The sequence below is a fragment of the Reinekea marina genome (genome assembly GCF_030409715.1).
GTDB lineage: Bacteria > Pseudomonadota > Gammaproteobacteria > Pseudomonadales > Natronospirillaceae > Reinekea > Reinekea marina.
This window is the reverse complement of record NZ_JAUFQI010000001.1, coordinates 2,301,912-2,319,453: the sequence shown is the minus strand read 5'-3', so window position 1 is coordinate 2,319,453 and position 17,542 is coordinate 2,301,912. Positions and strand designations below refer to the sequence as shown.

The window sequence follows — 17,542 nt, the reverse complement described above, 5'->3', positions numbered from 1 at the left end:
CAATGTTTAAGCACAATCATCAATTTGTGGCCATGGGCGGCCCCTGTGCAATCTATTTTTGGCATCACTCAGAACAGGCTGATGATATTAAGCGCACTCTCGAACAAGAAGTGCGTCGGTTAGAACTTAAATTCAGTCGGTTTAAAGCTTCGAGCTTGGTGTCACAAATTAATCGTGGCGAACATAACGGCTCAGATCTTGATGATGAAACCACTGCACTGCTTAATTACGCCCAACAATGTTTTGAAATTAGTGATGGCCTATTTGATATTACCGTCGGCAGTTTCAGAGAAATATGGGATTTTAAGTCTGGAAAAACTCCTAAAGAATCTGAAATCTTAACGGTTAAAGACAAAGTAGGTTGGCACAAGGTTGGTTGGAATGGTCGAAGTGTCAATTTATTGAAAGGAACGGAACTTGATTTTGGCGGGCTGGTCAAAGAATTTGCCGCAGATCGTTTGGTTGCGTTATTGCAAGAGCATCGGGCTACCGGTCTGGTAAATTTAGCTGGAGACATTGCTGTAACGGGAAGGCAAGTAGAAGGGCAACCATGGCCTATTTCAATCGTGCATCCACGTGCTAAGGGTAAGGTTATAGCAACGGTAAACCTAGAAGGTGGGGCAATAGCCTGCTCCGGAGATTATGAGCGATTCATGCTTATTAATGGTAAGCGTTACCATCACCTAATAAACCCGTTAACAGGCTGGCCAGATACAGAAAGCTTGGCGTCCGTTTCGGTCATTACACAAAACTGCATAATGGCCGGTAGCATCACAACAATTGCCATGTTAAAAGGTGAGCGTGCAAAAGAGTGGCTAGATGAAATAGCTTTGCCATACTTAGCCATAAGAAAAGACAGTTCTATTTTTGGAAGTATTGAGGTTTAAATGAAGTCGCTACTCGTTTTAGTTTTATTATTGTTTAACCCCTTGTTTGCCAGTGAGTTTTTAGACGTTGACGATGCCTTCAAAATCTCCACGGAGCGCACCGATAATTCACTCATGTTTAGTTTTGAAATTGCGCCCGATTATTATTTGTATCGAGATCGTTACTCAATAAAAGGGATTGAGGGCGCTAAGCTTGGTGCTGCAGAATTCAGTGACAATGTAAAAATAAAATTCGACCCTAATTTTGGCGAGGACATGGCCGTTTTTTATAATATTATGACGGCAACGCACGCGATAATCGCTGAGAATGGCAGTATTCAAGTTACCTTTCAGGGCTGTGCCGATGCTGGCTTGTGCTACCCGCCTCAAAAACGATACTTTTCATTAACGGGTGAGCCAATAGCAGCCCCGAGCAGCAATATAGGAACCAGTTTAGATTTAGGTGACTCTTTAATTGCCGATCTACCTCAAGCTAGTGATTCAAATCTCACTATTGTAACAGCCGTCATCTTCGCGATGATTGGTGGACTCATTTTAAACCTAATGCCCTGTGTATTTCCGGTCTTGTCAATAAAAGCAATGCAAATGGCACAACTAGGACAGCATCAGCAGCAAGCGCGCGCACACGGATTAGCCTATACCGTAGGGGTAATAGTAAGTTTTGTGGCAGTTGCGGGTGTTTTGCTATTGATTCGTTATTTTGGTGACTGGGCGGGGTGGGGCTTTCAATTGCAATCACCTTATTTTGTCTCGTTTCTCATCGCCTTGTTTTTCTTAATGTCTCTCACCATGACTGGCTACGTTGAGTTTGGCCAAAACTTAATGGGTGTCGGGCAAGGGCTCACGCAGAAGTCTGGACTATCGGGCTCATTCTTTACTGGCGTACTTGCTACCGTAGTCGCGACACCTTGTACGGCTCCTTTTATGGGCTCTGCAATTGGTTTTGCGTTGCTACAGCCGGCCTATGTAAGCTTACTAATCTTCGCCGCCATGGGATTTGGTATGGCGGCACCCATTTTACTGATTACACTACTGCCGAACCTAGGTGCGCTGATGCCTAAGCCTGGTGCTTGGATGAATGTGTTTAGGCAGTTAATGGCCTTTCCTTTGTTTGCCACGGTGTTGTGGCTAACTTGGGTATTAGTAGAAATTAAAGGAACCGATGCTTTATTAACGGTAGGTCTTGGGCTGATTGCTCTCTCTATTGCTATTTGGCCCGTGTTGACGGTAAATGAAATTCAAAGTGTGCGCCTTGCGTGGTTCAAACGGATCGTAAGGTGGTCGTTTGTAGTTTTAGCCTTGTTTGCTTTGTTCGATTACCGAGAAAAAGAAGATTTATGGGTCGACTACAGTGAATCGCTTGTTGAAGAGTCTTTAAGCCAAGGCAAATCCGTTTTTATCGATGTAACGGCCGCATGGTGCATTACGTGTAAAGCAAACGAACGCGTTGCACTTTCGGGAGATCGTTTTAATCAATTGGTTAAAGAAGAAGGGGTGGTGCTAGTAAAGGCCGATTGGACGAACCCATCGCCAGCGGTCGATAAGCTCATTGAAGGGTTCAATCGTGATGGCGTGCCATTGTATGCCTATTACCATAAGGGTGCCTCTGAAGCCTTAGTATTACCGCAGATCCTCAGTTTTGGTTTAGTTGCCGAGACCTTTCGGGGAGAAACACTGTAGTAAATTGCCTAGAGCCAATGGTCAAAGTGAACAAGACAAGCTATGCTTTGAGTTTGCTCGACCATTAAATCAACATTTCTAGGTGAAGAAGGTTTTTCGTTGGAACAATTTAGCTTACCAGCCATTTTAGATATCGAGGCCTCTGGTTTTGGTAAGGGCAGTTACCCCATTGAAATAGGCGTAATGACAGAAGCGGGACGTCAACATTCTTGGTTGATTCGACCGGAAGATGACTGGGTGCATTGGCGAGAAGAAGCCGAGGCATTGCATGGCATTTCGCGTGAGAAATTGTTGAAAGAAGGCTTGCCTACATCCGAGATTGCCGACAAACTCAACGAACTTTTTGAAGGTCAAATGCTATACAGTGATGGCTGGGGATTCGATTCAGGCTGGTTGAATCTGCTGTATTATGTGTCGGGTCGAAAAATGTTTTTTAAATTAGACACCTTGCCTAAAATATTATCAGAGTACCAATTAGAACATTGGGATCAAACTAAAGCTGAAATTGAAATGCACCGTGAGTTGCCCGATCATCGAGCGGGCATTGATGCATTTCTGATTCAGGAGACCTATAAAAAAACCTTTGTCTCTGAACAAATAGAAAATGCCGATCTTTAGCTACTAAATACCGAATTATTTGTATGTTGATCAGACGCTGGAGCGTAGGTGCTCTGGCTTTCTGCGTTGTCAGGAAGGCTCTCTACGGTAACCAACGATTCTGACGCTTCAATTGCGGTCTCTGTGTGGGCTGAGGTTGACTGAGTGGCCTGATTGGATTCTTGCTCTTTTTTACGTCTATTTTCTTCTCGGGTTATGGCGCGATCATTCATAGTCCAAGTAACAGATTTTTCATCATAATCGGCCATTCCGTTACTTTTCGCGGCTTTTTTTGCTAAGGATTCATTCAGCTCGTCGGCCTCCTTAGCTAGCTGCTTTCGCTCAGAAGTTTCTAACGCCTCTACCATTGAGTACAGCGCAGCAGACAATGCGTCGGCAGCGACACGATCAGAGGTTTTACCAAAGCGCTTAGCAATAATGTCCAACATAGCAATATCCGAGCTATTTAACCGAACATTAAAGTCACTAAAGGTAATCTCGCTTTCTTTGCGGAGAGCTTCTTCTTCGTAGAAATTTTTAATCAATTCTTGAGCGCGATTTGTCATGAAATCCTCTTATAGTTTTAACAGTTGCGTTATTATATAGAAATTATTGTACTGTATTTGGAGTCACCTGTGTCGATTCAAACTCAAATTGAAGCAAAACTAACCGTGTTAAACCCTAGTTTTATTGAAGTTATTAATGAAAGTCATATGCACTCTGTACCGAAAAACAGTGAAACTCACTTTAAGGTGACAATTGTTAGCGATCAATTTGGTGGGGTAAGGTCAGTAAAGCGCCATCAAATGATTTACGCACTATTACAAGAAGAATTGCAGCCCGGCAAGGTTCATGCGTTGGCGATTCACGCCTATGACACGCAAGAGTGGCAAGGCAGTTCACCAGATTCACCAAATTGCTTGGGCGGTTCGAAGTCTTAATTCAGATAGCTATGCCTCGCGCGAACGTGTGGTTCGCTTCGAGGCTTATTGCACGGTTACCTGTTACTTTGTTGGTACATTCAACAAAAGGTATAGGTCGGTTAGAATGTCCGGTATTTCATCGAACATTTGCTTCAACAGTGATTTCTGTTGATAAAACTGTTTAAAGTCTGGTTCTTCAGCAAAAAAGCCCGATGCTACTTCAATAGGCAGCATAAGTACCGACATTTGCTCTTCGTCTTTGTGCTGGAAGTGCTCTGGCAATTCAAACACAACTTCCATAAAGCCTTGGCACCAAGCTTCCATGTCAGACTCTTGGTAATCAACGGTCGGTTCAAATGTTAATGTAATCGCATCATCAGAATAGAGCTCTTCTGCAATTTGTGCATGCAGAGCCACACACGTATTTGCAAAGTAGATGGCTTCGGATTCTTCAAGCTCTGTTAATGGCTGATCAATGGCGGTTGCTAGCCATTCATCGGAAACGGGCTCTGAGCAAATGGCTAACGCAGTCAAATAACCATGTAAGCCATGAATGTCGAAACAATCTTCACTGCGTTGTTCACTTTCCAACCAGTCGGCCAGCTGGTCTACATCAATTTCGGACATTATTTGGAACCTTTTGAGATTTATTTTTATATTATACGCGTAATTTAAAGAATCACGAAAAGGAAATGCGAATCGGTCTTTTATTCTGCACGGCTGCTCGCTACAATCTAGCGAGTTCTGCCTCCCCGTAGCTCAACTGGATAGAGCCACCGCCTCCTAAGCGGTAGATCGGGGTTCGAGTCCCTGCGGGGAGGCCACAAACTAATCAAGAGGTGATCATGTCAAAGTCTTTAGCCATTATCGGCGGTACCGGTTTAACTCAGCTTGCCGGATTAACAATTTCAAATGCTCACGATATTCAGACGCCATTTGGCGCACCATCAGCCCCTGTCTTGGAAGGTGAACTCGATGGAATGCGCGTGTTGTTTATTGCTCGTCATGGTCACCCGCATAGAATTCCACCACACTTAGTTAACTATCGTGCCAACCTGTGGGCGCTTCAAAACCTATATGCTACAGATGTTATTGCCGTCAATGCGGTAGGTGGTATTACAAAAAATATGAAGCCCGGTACACTTGTGTTACCGAAACAAATTATCGATTACACCTACGGTCGTGAAGGAACCATCTTTGATGGGGAGTTCGCACCCGTATCGAATGTTGATTTTAGTTACCCCTACACTGAAGAACTGAGAGACTTGTTGATTAAATCTTCAGGCAAGGTTGGTGAAAAGGTTTTAAATGGTGGGGTTTATGGCGTCACTCAAGGCCCTCGCTTAGAAACAGCGGCTGAAATTTTTAGAATGGAGAGCGATGGGTGTGACATTGTTGGCATGACAGGCATGCCAGAAGCAAGCTTAGCACGTGAATTTAAATTGAATTATGCGAGCTTGTCCTTAATCGTGAATCCGGCGTCTGGTAAAGGACGTGGTGCCATCACCATTCGCGAGATCGATGAAAATTTAGCCGTGGGAATGCAAAAAGTACGTAGAATATTAGGGCAGGTAGTTAGCGATTATTACGAATCAGAGTAATTTAATCAGCTTAAAAAAAGCCGACGTTAGTCGGCTTTTTTGATTTTTAGTTTTCATCAGGCTGTTTTAGTTCAATTGGGGTTATTAACACGATGAGTCCAAATTTTGGGTTATCGAAGTAATGCAACTCTTTACTTCTCATTCTTCGGTTCTCGTTCATTGCCGCAGCGCTGGTCGATATAAAATAGTCATCCGATTTACGGCTAACACGATTGTTCAAAAGTGAATCTGCATTAATAAGCGACAAGCCACCAAAATCATCTACGGCATCTGTAGCCGATCCGGAAGTATTGGATTCACTAAAAAAACTAAATGGATCTTGGCTTTTTGCGTATTCTAAAAACGTCAGCCGAGTGTTGAGATGTAAATAGCGTTCAACATATAAATCTATATAGCCTTGTAATTCAGCTTGGCGGCCGTACTTTTCACCACCATCTATACGGATTGGTATAACGTTGTCTCTGTTAGGTACCGGCTGATTCCAAGCTTCGTGAAACAGTACTCGATGACTTCGACTGCCTTCTAAAGACAAGCGCTGTACATTAAGTTGGCGTTCAAATTCAGACAGTGCGACAAATGCCTCCAAGTTTATTTCTGTCATTTGGGGCTCTAACGTCGCTTCTTCTAGCTCGGCTAATTCTTCTTCTGTCGGTTCCTGAGCCGAATTTGCGGTCAGCAACTCAGTTACCCCTTTAATTTGAATGAATTGCTCTGGTGTTTCTATAGTCGAGTAGCTAGGCCAAGCCTCGGGTGAATCTGTTTCAACATCGGCGTTGGTAAAAGCGATGATTTCCACTTGGAACCAGCGTTCTTCAGCTTGGTCTTCGGCATGTACGGTAGCCGACCACAAAGACAGTGATAATAAGGTCGCCAGCGTTAAGTTATTTCGCATCATGTTCGTTTCTTTATTTTAAAAGTGTCAGTAGTTTTTCGACCGTCTCAAAGCGCTGATCGGCAGTTTGAGTGTCGGCTTTAAACGTTAATTTAGTGCCTTTTACAAGGCTATAAATATGTGGTTGAGCCTGAACCAGTTGAACGATTTTAATAGGGTCTACCGTGGTAGATTTTCCAAAATCTAGGCTACCGCCCGAATCGTTCATGTCGAGTCGTGTGGCACCGAGCTGTTCTATTTTTAAGCGAACCAATGTTAAACGGCATAAGTTTTTCACAGAATCAGGCAATAAACCAAATCGATCAATTAATTCTACCTGTAATTCACGCATATTGGCATCATCAGTGATAGTCGCAATGCGCTTATACATGGAAAGCCGAGTGTTAATATCGCCCATATAGTCAGCAGGAATCAAGGCAGGAATGCGTAAGTTAACATCGGGTCCTTGATTTTCTATATCATCGAGTGAAATATCCTCACCCTTTCTTAGGGCGCGTACGGCCTTGTTCAGTAAATCCATATATAAGGCAAATCCAATACCTTCTATATGACCGCTTTGCTCTTCACCCAGCAATTCCCCTGCGCCACGAATTTCAAGATCGTGTGTCGCCAACGTGAAACCGGCACCTAAATGCTGAGATTCGGCAATAGCTTCTAATCTTTTTTGTGCATCTTTGGTCATTGTTTTCCAAGGCGGCGTTAGCAGGTAAGCATAAGCTTGGTGGTGTGACCGACCGACGCGCCCTCGAAGCTGATGCAATTGTGCTAGGCCAAATTTATCCGCTCGTTCAATGATGATCGTGTTTGCACTGGGTACATCGATGCCGGTTTCAATAATGGTGGTACAAAGCAAAACATTGAATCGCTTATGATAAAAGTCGCTCATGATTCGTTCAAGTTGGCGCTCTGGCATTTGGCCATGAGCAACGACCACTCGAGCTTCGGGGATTAAATCTGTTAAATACTGTTGCGTTTTTTCAATCGTACTGACTTCATTGTGTAAAAAGTACACTTGGCCACCTCGAAGTACTTCTCGCAGAATGGCTTCTTTAGTTAACGCATCGTCTTTCTCGCGAACAAATGTTTTTACGGACAGTCGTTTGGCTGGCGGTGTCGCAATGATGCTTAAATCGCGTACACCAGACATCGACATGTTCATGGTACGTGGAATCGGCGTTGCCGTGAGAGCGAGAATATCGACATTGGCGCGTAACGCTTTGATGGTCTCTTTCTGCGAAACACCAAATCGGTGCTCTTCGTCGACTATTAAAAGCCCTAAGTCTTTAAATTTCACTGACTTTTGTAAAAGCTTATGCGTTCCTATGACGATATCAACTTTACCATCGGCTAAAGATTCTAAGGTCGATTGTGTTTCTTTAGAGCTGTTAAACCGGCTGAGCACTTCTATTCTAAATGGCCAATCAGCGAAACGGTCTTGGAAGCCTTCAAAATGTTGCTGGGCCAACAGGGTAGTGGGCACTAGAATGGCCACTTGTTTTCCATTGTTGGCGGCAATAAAGGCGGCACGCATAGCGACTTCGGTTTTGCCAAAGCCAACATCACCACACACAAGCCTGTCCATTGGTCGCTTTTGACGCATATCATTGGTTACGGCATCAATCGCGATTTGTTGGTCTTCGGTTTCTTCAAAGCCAAAACCACTGGCAAACAATGCCGTATCGGTTTCATCAATAGTGAAGCCATACCCTTTTTGAGCTTCTCTGCGAGCGTAAATGTCGAGCAATTCTGCGGCTGTATCTCGGATCTTTTCAGCCGCTTTTCGCTTGGTTTTAGCCCAGCGATCATTGCCTAGCTTGTGAATAGGCGCGTAGTCAACATCGGCTCCTGAATATCGGCTGATTAAATGCAAACTCGATACGGGTACATAGAGATTACTGCCTTGAGCGTACTCGAGCTTTAAAAATTCTTGAGTTTGGCCGTCTATATCCAGTATTTCTAAACCCATATAGCGGCCGATACCGTGATCCAAGTGCACGACTGGCGTGCCAATGCTGAGTTCGGTTAAGCTTTTAATTACTTGGTCGCTATCGCTTTGTTCAGACGGTGTTCCTGGTTTACGTCGGCGTCGTTGCGCAACGTATTCGCCGAACAATTGCGTTTCTGCAATTAAGGTTATTTTGGCGTCCGTTAACGTCATGCCCGTCGATAGCGGGGCTACGGTTAACCCAATGTTTATATCTGGCTGCTCTAAAAAGGCGTGAATGTTTGTGCAATCGGTTGGTTTTACTCGTATTCGGGCCAGTAATTCACGCAGCGCCTCTCTACGTCCTGCGCTTTCTGCACAAAATAAAACGCGATGATCCGTTTCTTTTAGGAAGCATTCCAATTTGTTAAGAGGCTCTGTTGCCCGGTGATCAATTGGGTAAACAGAAGGCTTTTCTGTGTTTTGGTTGAAAGCTTGAGAATCGTCAAAGGCATGGTGCGAAAGCATTATCCGTGGAAATGCCTTTAAATGACCAAAGAAAACTTCTTGCGGTAAAAAGAGTTCGTTAGGTTCTAGAATTGGATTGAATACATCATGGCGACGATTTTCATATCGGTTTTGAATCTCTAGCCAATAGCGATCAAAAGTTTCATTGAGCTTTTCAGTCGTGACTATGGTTGTGTTGTTTGGGAGGTAATCGAAAAAGCTCGCAGTCTCTTCGTAAAAAAGAGGAATGTAATATTCGACTCCTGGGCTGGCGATACCTTGACTAACTTCTTTATAGAGTGTCGACTTGTTAAAGTCACAATCAAAGCGGCTCCTAAAAGACTGTCTAAAGTGGTTTATGCCCGCTTCCGTTAAAGGGACTTCACGTCCAGGTAGAAGGGTAATGCTGTTGGTTTGTTCACTTGTTCGCTGAGTTTCAGGGTCAAACCAACGAATAGACTCGATTTCGTCATCAAACAGCTCGATTCGAACCGGCTGCTCTGAGCCCATTGGGAAAACATCGAGCAGTGAGCCTCGCACGGCAAATTCACCATGTTCAAATACAGTTTCCGTTGCGCGGTAACCAGAAGATTGCAGTTGTTGCCGTTGCTGATCAATATTGAGTGTTTGACCAACTTGCCAATGAAAGTGGTTTCCTTGGATCGCGGAAACAGGGGGTAAGCGGTGGCTAATGTTTGAAACGGTGGCCAAAACGAGGCTGTTTGATTGGCTTGCTAACGATGACAGTACCGATAAGCGATCTGAAATAATGTCTTCATGAGGCGAAAAACCATCGTAGGGCAGTGTTTCCCAATCTGGAAAGGTCTGAATTGACCAGTCGTTATTTTGTCGTAGACAGGCTAAATCGGAGGCTAGAGATTCTAATTCGGCGGGGGAGTTCACAATACAAAAAATGGTACCGCCTTGCTGCTCAATAAGGTTTACGAGTAACAGTGCTTGGCTGCTTCCCGCTAAATTACCTATCTTTTTAATATCGCTGGCTTTATTCGGTGTCTTAAAAGTAAAAAATGTCATGACGAATAGGAAACAGTACTGTTCGAATGGAGTCGCGATTCTAGGTAAAAACTTACTCATGCGCGAGTATTCATTGAATATTTGTCAAATGAAAGTGGCCGACTACACTGAAGTGGTACAAAAATTAATCGGTCGAGTAAATTTTTTTAACCAAGCGGTAAAATACGCGCTGGCCTTATATAGCGCGGATCTTTATACTATCGCACGATTTTTTGGGAGGTGTTCGAGTAGCTGTGAACCACAGTGCACACGAATTACCTGAAAGCAATTTGACAACGAAGCGGTCATATTGGTTATAAACCAAGCAAAGATCTCGCGAAGTCAACGGATACTATAATTATGATAACCATCAAGAAAGGTTTGGATCTTCCGATCTCCGGCGCACCCCGCCAGGAAATTTCTGAAGGTCGACCCGTTAGTACGGTGGCTCTGATCGGGTACGATTACCACGGCATGAAACCAACGATGCTGGTACGTGAAGGCGATCAAGTCAAAAAAGGCCAACCTGTTTTTTCTGACAAGAAAAATGAAGGTGTCGTATACACTGCGCCAGCCTCGGGCGTTGTAAAAGAAATTAATCGCGGTAAGCGACGTGTTTTTCAGTCACTTGTTATAGAAGTGCAGGGAAATGACGCGGTCGAATTTAAAAAATTCGACAAGTCTGCATTGGCTTCTATCAGTGCTGAAGAGCTTCGAAGTCAGTTAGTAGAATCTGGCTTGTGGGCAGCATTGCGAACGCGTCCTTATTCTAAAGCTCCAGCCATTGATTCAGAAGCGGCCGCTATTTTTGTTCAAGCCATGGATACCAATCCACTTGCCGCAAATCCTGAAGTTATAATTGCCGAGCAAGCTGAAGCATTTGAGCTAGGTTTGGGGTTGTTAACTAAGTTGACGCAAGGCAAAGTTTATCTTTGTAAAGCGCCTGGCGCGTCTATTCCAACGGCCAGTGGCATACAAGTTGAAGAGTTCGGTGGCGTTCACCCAGCGGGCAATCCTGGTACTCATATCCACTTTTTAGAGCCAGTATCGGCGACTAAAACTGTTTGGACTATTGGCTATCAAGACGTAATCGCTATGGCGAACCTGTTTTTAACCGGTGAATTAGATATGAATCGAGTAATCTCGATTGCCGGCCCTCAAGTAAAAGAGCCAAGACTCGTGCGTACCCAGTTGGGCGCCGATTTAACCATGATTGCTCAAGATGAACTCAAAGACGGCGACAACCGTTTAATTTCAGGTTCTGTTTTTGGTGGTCGTACAGGTAAAGGTCCTTTGGCTTATTTAGGGCGTTTCCATACCCAATTGAGTGTGTTGGCAGAAGACTATTCTCGCCCAATGATTCACTTCTTACGCTTAGGCGTGAATAACCATTCTGTGAAACGTACGTTTATCTCTAGTTTGTTCAAAAACAAATTGTTCGATTTCACCACAACAACCAATGGTTCTGAGCGCGGCATGCTGCCAATTGGCCAGTTTGAGAAGGTTATGCCTCTCGATATCCTAGCGACTCAACTTTTGCGTGCCATTGTCACCGGTGATCTTGAAGGTGCTGAACAATTGGGTGCGTTGGAGTTAGATGAAGACGATATCGCGCTGTGTACTTATGTATGTGCAGGTAAATATGAGTACGGCCCAATTTTGCGGGATGTGCTAACTAAAATAGAGCTGGAGGGATAATTATGGGTCTTCGGGCTTTTTTAGATAAAATCGAACCTCAGTTTCACAAAGGCGGAAAATATGCGCCGTTGTATCCATTGTTTGAAGCGATAGACACAGCTTTATATAAAGTTGCATCCAATACGCATTCTTCGTCACATGTACGTGACGGCATGGATTTGAAACGTATGATGATTATGGTTTGGCTATTTGTATTCCCAGCCATGTTTTGGGGAATGTGGAACCTAGGGTTTCAAGCCAATACCGCTGTTGCCAGTGGTGCCGGTGTGTTTGCTGATACTTGGCGTGAAGCTATTATCGGCCTGATTGCCGGAAACGATCCTTCAAGCTTGTGGGATAACTTTGCTTTCGGCGCAGTCTACTTTTTACCTATTTATATCGTTACCTTCGCAGTAGGGATATTCTGGGAAATCCTCTTTGCCTCTATTCGTGGCCATGAAGTTAATGAAGGTTTCTTTGTTACTTCTATTTTATTCGCGTTGATTTGTCCGCCAACTATCCCGCTTTGGGCTGTGGCATTAGGTATTTCGTTTGGTGTTGTTATCGGTAAAGAGATTTTCGGTGGCACCGGCAAGAACTTCCTAAACCCGGCATTAACAGGCCGTGCGTTCTTGTACTTTGCTTATCCTGCTTCTATGTCGGGTGATGCTGTTTGGACCGCAGTCGATGGTTTTTCCGGGGCAACTGCGCTCAGCGTAGCTTTCTCGGATGGCTTGGTAGATAACATGATCGGCAGCCTAACTTGGATGGAAGCGTTCTTAGGTTTCCAACAGGGCTCAGTAGGTGAAGTATCTACTTTGATGATCTTGTTAGGTGGCTTCGTGCTTATGGTAATGGGTATTGTTCAATGGCGAATTGTATTGGGTGTAATGATCGGCTTAATTGCCACAACATTATTGTTCAATGTAACCGGCTCTGAAACCAATCCGATGTTTGCTATTCCATGGTATTGGCACCTAGTTATTGGTGGCTTTGCCTTTGGCATGATGTTCATGGCAACCGACCCAGTCTCAGCGGCCATGACCAATGCAGGTAAAATTTGGTTTGGTGTGTTGGTTGGCCTAATGACTATCTTAATTCGGGTCATTAACCCAGCATTCCCAGAAGGCATCATGTTAGCAATTTTATTTGCCAATATTTTCGCCCCAACGATCGATTACTTTGTTGTTCAACGGAACATCAAGCGGAGGTTAGCTCGTGGCTAAGAATAAAGACTCCATTCAATATATCTTTACGGTCGCTTTTGCCGTTTGTCTGGTTTGCGCAATTATTGTGGCATCGTCCGCGGTTGCGTTGCGCCCACTGCAAGTAAAGAATAAAGAACTCGACTTAAAACGAAATATCTTATCAGCGGCCGGCCTTTTAGTTGAAGGTAAAACGGTTGAAGAGCAGTTCGAGCAAATTGAAACACGGTTGGTCAATATTGAAACTGGTCAGTTTTCAACTGAGTTCGACGTGGATACTTTTGATCCAGTGAAAGCAATTTCTAATCCAGAAATTACAAAAGCACTGGGTAAAAAAGAAGACCCAGCAGGCATCAAGCGCCGTGAAACGTTTACTGAAGTTTATTTGGTGCGCGACAGTGCAGGTGAGCTCGATATTATCATTTTGCCGGTTCGTGGCTATGGCTTGTGGTCTACACTCTGGGGCTTTATTGCTCTTGAGAACGATCTGAATACGGTCGTGGGTTTAGGTTTTTATGATCACGCAGAAACGCCCGGCTTAGGTGGCGAAGTTGATAATCCTAAGTGGAAGTCAATGTGGCCAGGCAAGCAAGTTTATAACAATGGCGAAGCCGTCATAGGCTTGAAAAAGGGATCAATTAACCCGGCCAACGAGTTTGAAGCAAACCACAGAGTCGATGGCCTAAGTGGCGCTACATTGACGAGTAACGGTGTGACAAACCTTGTTCAGTATTGGTTAGGTGAAGATGGCTTCAAGCCGTTCTTAGAAAACCTTAAAGCAGGAGGAGCTTAATATGTCTGATACTAAAAAGATTTTGTTTTCTCCAATTTTTGAAAACAACCCGATTGCATTGCAAATCTTAGGTATCTGTTCGGCACTAGCTGTTACAACAAGCCTACAGGTTACGTTGGTTATGTGTTTAGCATTGACCACGGTTACTGCATTTTCTAACTTTTTTATCTCTTTGATTCGAAACTTCATTCCTTCGAACATTCGAATCATTGTTCAGATGACGATTATTGCTTCACTGGTAATTGTTGTGGACCAAATTTTGAAAGCCTTTGCTTATGATATTTCAAAGCAGCTGTCGGTCTTTGTTGGTCTAATTATTACCAACTGTATTGTGATGGGGCGTGCAGAAGCATTCGCAATGTCTAACCCACCACGTTCAAGCTTTATGGATGGCATCGGAAATGGTTTAGGCTACAGCGTTGTACTTATTTTTATCGCGGTAATTCGTGAGTTTTTAGGTGCAGGTAAGCTCTTTGGCATAACAATTTTGCCATTGGTCAATGACGGTGGCTGGTACATTCCAAATGGGTTGCTATTGTTGCCGCCGAGCGCATTCTTCATTATCGCTGGTTTTATTTGGTGGTTGCGTTTGTACCAAAAAGATCAGGTAGAAGCCGAAGACTATAAAATTGCCAAGAACGTAAATAAGGAGGCTCACTAATGGAAGGCCTAATCAGTCTATTTATCCGAGCTGTGTTTGTTGAAAACATGGCCTTGGCATTCTTCTTAGGCATGTGTACTTTCTTGGCTATTTCCAAGAAGGTATCCGCTGCCATTGGTTTGGGTGTTGCGGTTATTGTTGTTCAAGCGATTACTGTTCCGGTGAACAACCTTTTATACGTTTACGTATTACAAGAAGGGGCTTTGGCTTGGGCGGGTTTTCCTGAAGCTGATTTAAGTTTCTTAGGATACCTTAGCTACATTGGCGTAATTGCTGCGATCGTACAAATCTTAGAGATGGTACTTGATCGTTATTTCCCAGCTTTATACAACGCGCTTGGCGTGTTTTTACCACTTATTACGGTGAACTGCGCAATTTTGGGTGCGTCGTTGTTTATGGTGGAGCGTGATTACAACTTTAGCGAAAGCGTAGTTTATGGTGTCGGTGCAGGCGCAGGTTGGGCATTGGCCATTGTTGCGTTGGCCGGTATTCGTGAAAAGCTGAAGTACAGTGATGTACCAGAAGGCTTACGAGGCTTAGGCATTACCTTTGCAACGGTTGGTTTAATGTCGTTAGGCTTTATGTCTTTCTCAGGCGTTTCGCTGTAATACACCAAAGGGATTCAAATTATGACAACTGAAATTATTTTAGGCGTTGTACTGTTTACCGTCATTGTTTTGGCTTTGGTGGCAGTTATTTTGTCAGCACGTTCAAAGCTGGTAAACAGTGGTGACGTCGCCATTAATATTAACGATGACGACGATAAAAAAATTACAACAGCCGCTGGCGGAAAGTTATTGCAAACACTTTCAGCAAACGGTGTATTTTTATCATCCGCCTGTGGTGGCGGCGGTACCTGTGCGCAGTGTAAATGTAAGGTTTTAGAGGGCGGTGGAGAAGCATTGCCAACAGAGCAACCACATTTCACAAAGGGTGAATTACGAGAAGGCTGGCGTTTGTCTTGTCAGGTTGCTGTTAAGCAAGACATGAAAATTGAAGTTGAGCCAGAGTTCTTTGGCGTAAAGAAGTGGACTTGTACGGTTGAATCTAACCCGAACGTGGCCACATTCATTAAAGAACTTACGCTTAAGCTTCCAGAAGGTGAGAATGTTGATTTCCGAGCGGGTGGCTATGTGCAATTAGAATGCCCACCGCACGAGATTGAATACAAAGATTTCGACATTGAAGAAGAGTATCACCCAGATTGGGATAAATTTAATATTTGGCAGTACAAGTCTAAAGTGACAGAGCCAACTATTCGTGCTTATTCTATGGCGAATTACCCTGAAGAAAAGGGTATTGTTAAGTTTAATATTCGAGTGGCGTCACCACCTCCAGGTACCGATCATCCACCGGGTATCATGAGTTCATATGTATTTAACTTAAAACCAGGCGACACTATCGATGTTTACGGTCCTTTTGGTGAGTTCTTTGCCAAAGACACTGATGCTGAAATGGTTTTCGTAGGTGGTGGTGCTGGTATGGCGCCGATGCGTTCACATATCTTCGACCAACTTAAGCGACTAAACAGCAAGCGTAAAATTAGCTTTTGGTACGGAGCTCGCTCTATGCGCGAAGCTTTCTATCAAGAAGAATACGATATGCTGGCTCGCGAGAACGATAACTTTGAATGGCACCTAGCGTTGTCGGATCCTATGCCAGAAGACAACTGGGATGGTTATACTGGCTTCATTCATAATGTTCTTTATGAGAATTACTTGAAAGATCATGAAGCGCCGGAAGATTGCGAGTACTACATGTGTGGGCCTCCAATGATGAACGCAGCCGTGATCAAAATGTTAGAAGACTTAGGCGTTGAGAAAGATAATATCTTGCTTGATGACTTCGGCGGCTAACAATTAACAGCGAGAAATAAATGCGAAAGCATGTGTTATTCACTGTATTCAAAGCCTACCTTTTGGTGGGCTTTTTATCAGCATGCAGTTTTACTGAAAAAAATGAAATACAAAGCCTTTATGGTTATTCCATGGGCACCAGTTATCACATTAAAATTGTATCATCGTTGTCAAAATCGCAGCGACTGCAACTTGGTATAGAAGGCATTTTGTCTGATATCAACGCTAGAATGTCGACTTATCTGCCAAGTTCAGATTTATCAAAGTTTAAAGCAATTGATATAGGTGAAGTGCTTGATGTCAGTAGCCGAACCGCAGCCGTCGTAACGCGCGCGTTGGAAGTTTCTAACGCAACACACGGTTATTTTGACCCTACGATTGCGCCTTTAGTTGATTTATGGGGTTTTGGTCCATCTCCCGATGTGAGTGAAGAACCATCAGCATTTGAGATAGGTCAACGCTTACCATTGGTTGGGTATGATAATGTGAAAGTCATCTCCTCACAGGCCTTAAGTAAAACAGCGGCGTCTGAATTAGATTTGTCCGCCATTGCTAAAGGTTATGCTGTAGATTTAGTTGCTGAGTACTTGTTAGAAGAGGGAATTGAGCAGTTTTTAGTCGAAATTGGTGGAGAAATGCGCAGCGCAGGCGTAAAGCCAAATGACGAAGCTTGGCTCATTGCTATTGAAACGCCTACAGATGGCTTGCGTGAAGTGTTTGATGTACTTCCCTTAACGGATATGGCTATTGCCACCAGTGGGGATTATCGAAATTATTTTGAAACAAATGGTGTTCGATATAGCCATACCATAAACCCAAAAACAGGCTATCCTGTTAGTCATAACTTAGCATCGACATCGGTTATTATGCGAAATTGCATGGATGCAGATGCTTATGCAACGGCTTTTATGGCGATGGGATTAGAAAAAGCGTTAAATATAGCAAACGAGCAAAATATAGCGGCCTATTTTATCTATCGAGAAGACAAGGCATTTAAAGTGGCGGCATCTGATTCATTTGTCCGATTATTTGGACCTTTAGCCGTTAACTGAGTTTAAGTTTGGAGGCATTAAAATGTTAAATATGTTTATAGTGGTTTTTGCTTTTATGGCAATGTTTGTCATTGTGATGGCCGTAGGCGTTATTTTTGGTCGTAAACCTATTGCCGGTTCTTGCGGTGGCATGGCTGCGATTGGAATGGAATCTGAATGCGATGTTTGCGGTGGCGATAAAACCAAATGTGATAAAGACGATGCCTTTGAGGGCGAAGTTGAATCCAGTTCTGCTTTCTACGATGCAAGCGAGCCTAAATAATTACAGCTCTT

At 43.8% G+C, this 17,542-nt stretch carries 19 protein-coding genes and 1 tRNA gene; 16 read left to right on the top strand and 4 right to left on the bottom strand.

What is annotated here, in order from left to right:
• Positions 1 to 2 precede the first annotated feature (2 nt).
• The 3 genes from QWZ13_RS12510 to QWZ13_RS12500 all read left to right on the top strand — a co-directional run bounded on the left by QWZ13_RS12510 (position 3) and on the right by QWZ13_RS12500 (position 3,185).
• Positions 3 to 887 carry an FAD:protein FMN transferase gene (locus tag QWZ13_RS12510; RefSeq protein ID WP_290282057.1) on the top strand — a complete coding sequence of 295 codons (885 nt, stop codon included), beginning with the start codon at positions 3 to 5 and terminating at the stop codon, positions 885 to 887.
• Entirely contained in the window at positions 888 to 2,567 is a 1,680-nt protein-coding gene (locus tag QWZ13_RS12505) for a protein-disulfide reductase DsbD family protein (protein ID WP_290282056.1), read from the top strand. It begins immediately after the preceding gene.
• A 99-nt stretch (positions 2,568 to 2,666) separates the two neighbouring features.
• The gene (locus QWZ13_RS12500; RefSeq protein ID WP_290282055.1) at positions 2,667 to 3,185 is read left to right on the top strand and encodes a 3'-5' exonuclease; all 519 of its coding nucleotides are present in this window, start codon (positions 2,667 to 2,669) and stop codon (positions 3,183 to 3,185) included.
• Here QWZ13_RS12500 and QWZ13_RS12495 read toward each other — a convergent pair.
• A complete protein-coding gene (locus QWZ13_RS12495; RefSeq protein WP_290282054.1) occupies positions 3,182 to 3,730 on the bottom strand; it encodes a hypothetical protein in 549 nt (182 codons plus the stop codon). The two genes, QWZ13_RS12500 and QWZ13_RS12495, sit on opposite strands and share 4 nt — an antisense overlap.
• Positions 3,731 to 3,799: 69 nt before the next feature.
• On the opposite strand from QWZ13_RS12495, the gene QWZ13_RS12490 reads away from it, so the two are divergent.
• Positions 3,800 to 4,105, top strand: a complete 306-nt coding sequence (locus QWZ13_RS12490; RefSeq protein WP_290283357.1) for a BolA family protein — start codon at positions 3,800 to 3,802, stop codon at positions 4,103 to 4,105.
• Positions 4,038 to 4,259, top strand: coding sequence for a hypothetical protein (locus tag QWZ13_RS12485; protein WP_290282053.1), 222 nt, complete (start codon positions 4,038 to 4,040; stop codon positions 4,257 to 4,259). Before QWZ13_RS12490 ends, QWZ13_RS12485 begins: the two co-directional genes overlap by 68 nt.
• Here the strand turns inward: QWZ13_RS12485 and QWZ13_RS12480 are convergent.
• On the bottom strand, positions 4,169 to 4,714 hold the full coding sequence (locus QWZ13_RS12480) for a YecA/YgfB family protein (RefSeq protein ID WP_290282052.1): 546 nt from the start codon (positions 4,712 to 4,714) through the stop codon (positions 4,169 to 4,171). The two genes, QWZ13_RS12485 and QWZ13_RS12480, sit on opposite strands and share 91 nt — an antisense overlap.
• A gap of 121 nt (positions 4,715 to 4,835) precedes the next feature.
• Between QWZ13_RS12480 and QWZ13_RS12475 the strand changes: the two genes are divergently transcribed.
• Together QWZ13_RS12475 and QWZ13_RS12470 are read left to right on the top strand one after the other, a co-directional pair.
• Positions 4,836 to 4,911, top strand: a tRNA-Arg gene (locus QWZ13_RS12475).
• A gap of 21 nt (positions 4,912 to 4,932) precedes the next feature.
• Positions 4,933 to 5,688, top strand: a complete 756-nt coding sequence (locus tag QWZ13_RS12470; RefSeq protein ID WP_216001569.1) for an S-methyl-5'-thioinosine phosphorylase — start codon at positions 4,933 to 4,935, stop codon at positions 5,686 to 5,688.
• 46 nt (positions 5,689 to 5,734) lie between these two features.
• Here QWZ13_RS12470 and QWZ13_RS12465 read toward each other — a convergent pair whose 3' ends face one another.
• Together QWZ13_RS12465 and mfd are read right to left on the bottom strand one after the other, a co-directional pair.
• Complete coding sequence (locus QWZ13_RS12465; protein ID WP_290282051.1) at positions 5,735 to 6,583, bottom strand: CsiV family protein; 849 nt, start codon at positions 6,581 to 6,583, stop codon at positions 5,735 to 5,737.
• Between the two features lie 10 nt (positions 6,584 to 6,593).
• The gene (gene mfd, locus QWZ13_RS12460) at positions 6,594 to 10,046 is read right to left on the bottom strand and encodes a transcription-repair coupling factor (protein ID WP_290282050.1); all 3,453 of its coding nucleotides are present in this window, start codon (positions 10,044 to 10,046) and stop codon (positions 6,594 to 6,596) included.
• Here mfd and QWZ13_RS12455 point away from each other — a divergent pair.
• The 9 genes from QWZ13_RS12455 (at position 10,045) to nqrM (ending at position 17,531) form a co-directional block, all read left to right on the top strand.
• Entirely contained in the window at positions 10,045 to 10,308 is a 264-nt protein-coding gene (locus QWZ13_RS12455; RefSeq protein WP_290282049.1) for a hypothetical protein, read from the top strand. The two genes, mfd and QWZ13_RS12455, sit on opposite strands and share 2 nt — an antisense overlap.
• Before the next feature lie 77 nt (positions 10,309 to 10,385).
• Positions 10,386 to 11,723 carry a Na(+)-translocating NADH-quinone reductase subunit A gene (locus tag QWZ13_RS12450; protein WP_290282048.1) on the top strand — a complete coding sequence of 446 codons (1,338 nt, stop codon included), beginning with the start codon at positions 10,386 to 10,388 and terminating at the stop codon, positions 11,721 to 11,723.
• 2 nt (positions 11,724 to 11,725) lie between these two features.
• Positions 11,726 to 12,928, top strand: coding sequence for an NADH:ubiquinone reductase (Na(+)-transporting) subunit B (locus QWZ13_RS12445; RefSeq protein ID WP_216001572.1), 1,203 nt, complete (start codon positions 11,726 to 11,728; stop codon positions 12,926 to 12,928).
• A complete protein-coding gene (locus QWZ13_RS12440) occupies positions 12,921 to 13,700 on the top strand; it encodes a Na(+)-translocating NADH-quinone reductase subunit C (protein ID WP_290282047.1) in 780 nt (259 codons plus the stop codon). The genes QWZ13_RS12445 and QWZ13_RS12440 overlap by 8 nt, the downstream gene beginning before the upstream one ends.
• 1 nt (position 13,701) lies before the next feature.
• Positions 13,702 to 14,361: an NADH:ubiquinone reductase (Na(+)-transporting) subunit D gene (locus QWZ13_RS12435; protein WP_290282046.1), complete on the top strand. Its 660-nt coding sequence runs from the start codon at positions 13,702 to 13,704 to the stop codon at positions 14,359 to 14,361.
• Entirely contained in the window at positions 14,361 to 14,969 is a 609-nt protein-coding gene (gene nqrE, locus QWZ13_RS12430) for an NADH:ubiquinone reductase (Na(+)-transporting) subunit E (protein ID WP_216001575.1), read from the top strand. Before QWZ13_RS12435 ends, nqrE begins: the two co-directional genes overlap by 1 nt.
• A 21-nt stretch (positions 14,970 to 14,990) precedes the next feature.
• Positions 14,991 to 16,217: an NADH:ubiquinone reductase (Na(+)-transporting) subunit F gene (gene nqrF / locus QWZ13_RS12425; RefSeq protein ID WP_216001576.1), complete on the top strand. Its 1,227-nt coding sequence runs from the start codon at positions 14,991 to 14,993 to the stop codon at positions 16,215 to 16,217.
• 20 nt (positions 16,218 to 16,237) lie between these two features.
• Entirely contained in the window at positions 16,238 to 17,269 is a 1,032-nt protein-coding gene (locus QWZ13_RS12420; protein WP_290282045.1) for an FAD:protein FMN transferase, read from the top strand.
• A 31-nt stretch (positions 17,270 to 17,300) separates the two neighbouring features.
• A complete protein-coding gene (nqrM, locus tag QWZ13_RS12415; RefSeq protein ID WP_290282044.1) occupies positions 17,301 to 17,531 on the top strand; it encodes a (Na+)-NQR maturation NqrM in 231 nt (76 codons plus the stop codon).
• The last annotated feature ends 11 nt before the right edge of the window (positions 17,532 to 17,542 follow it).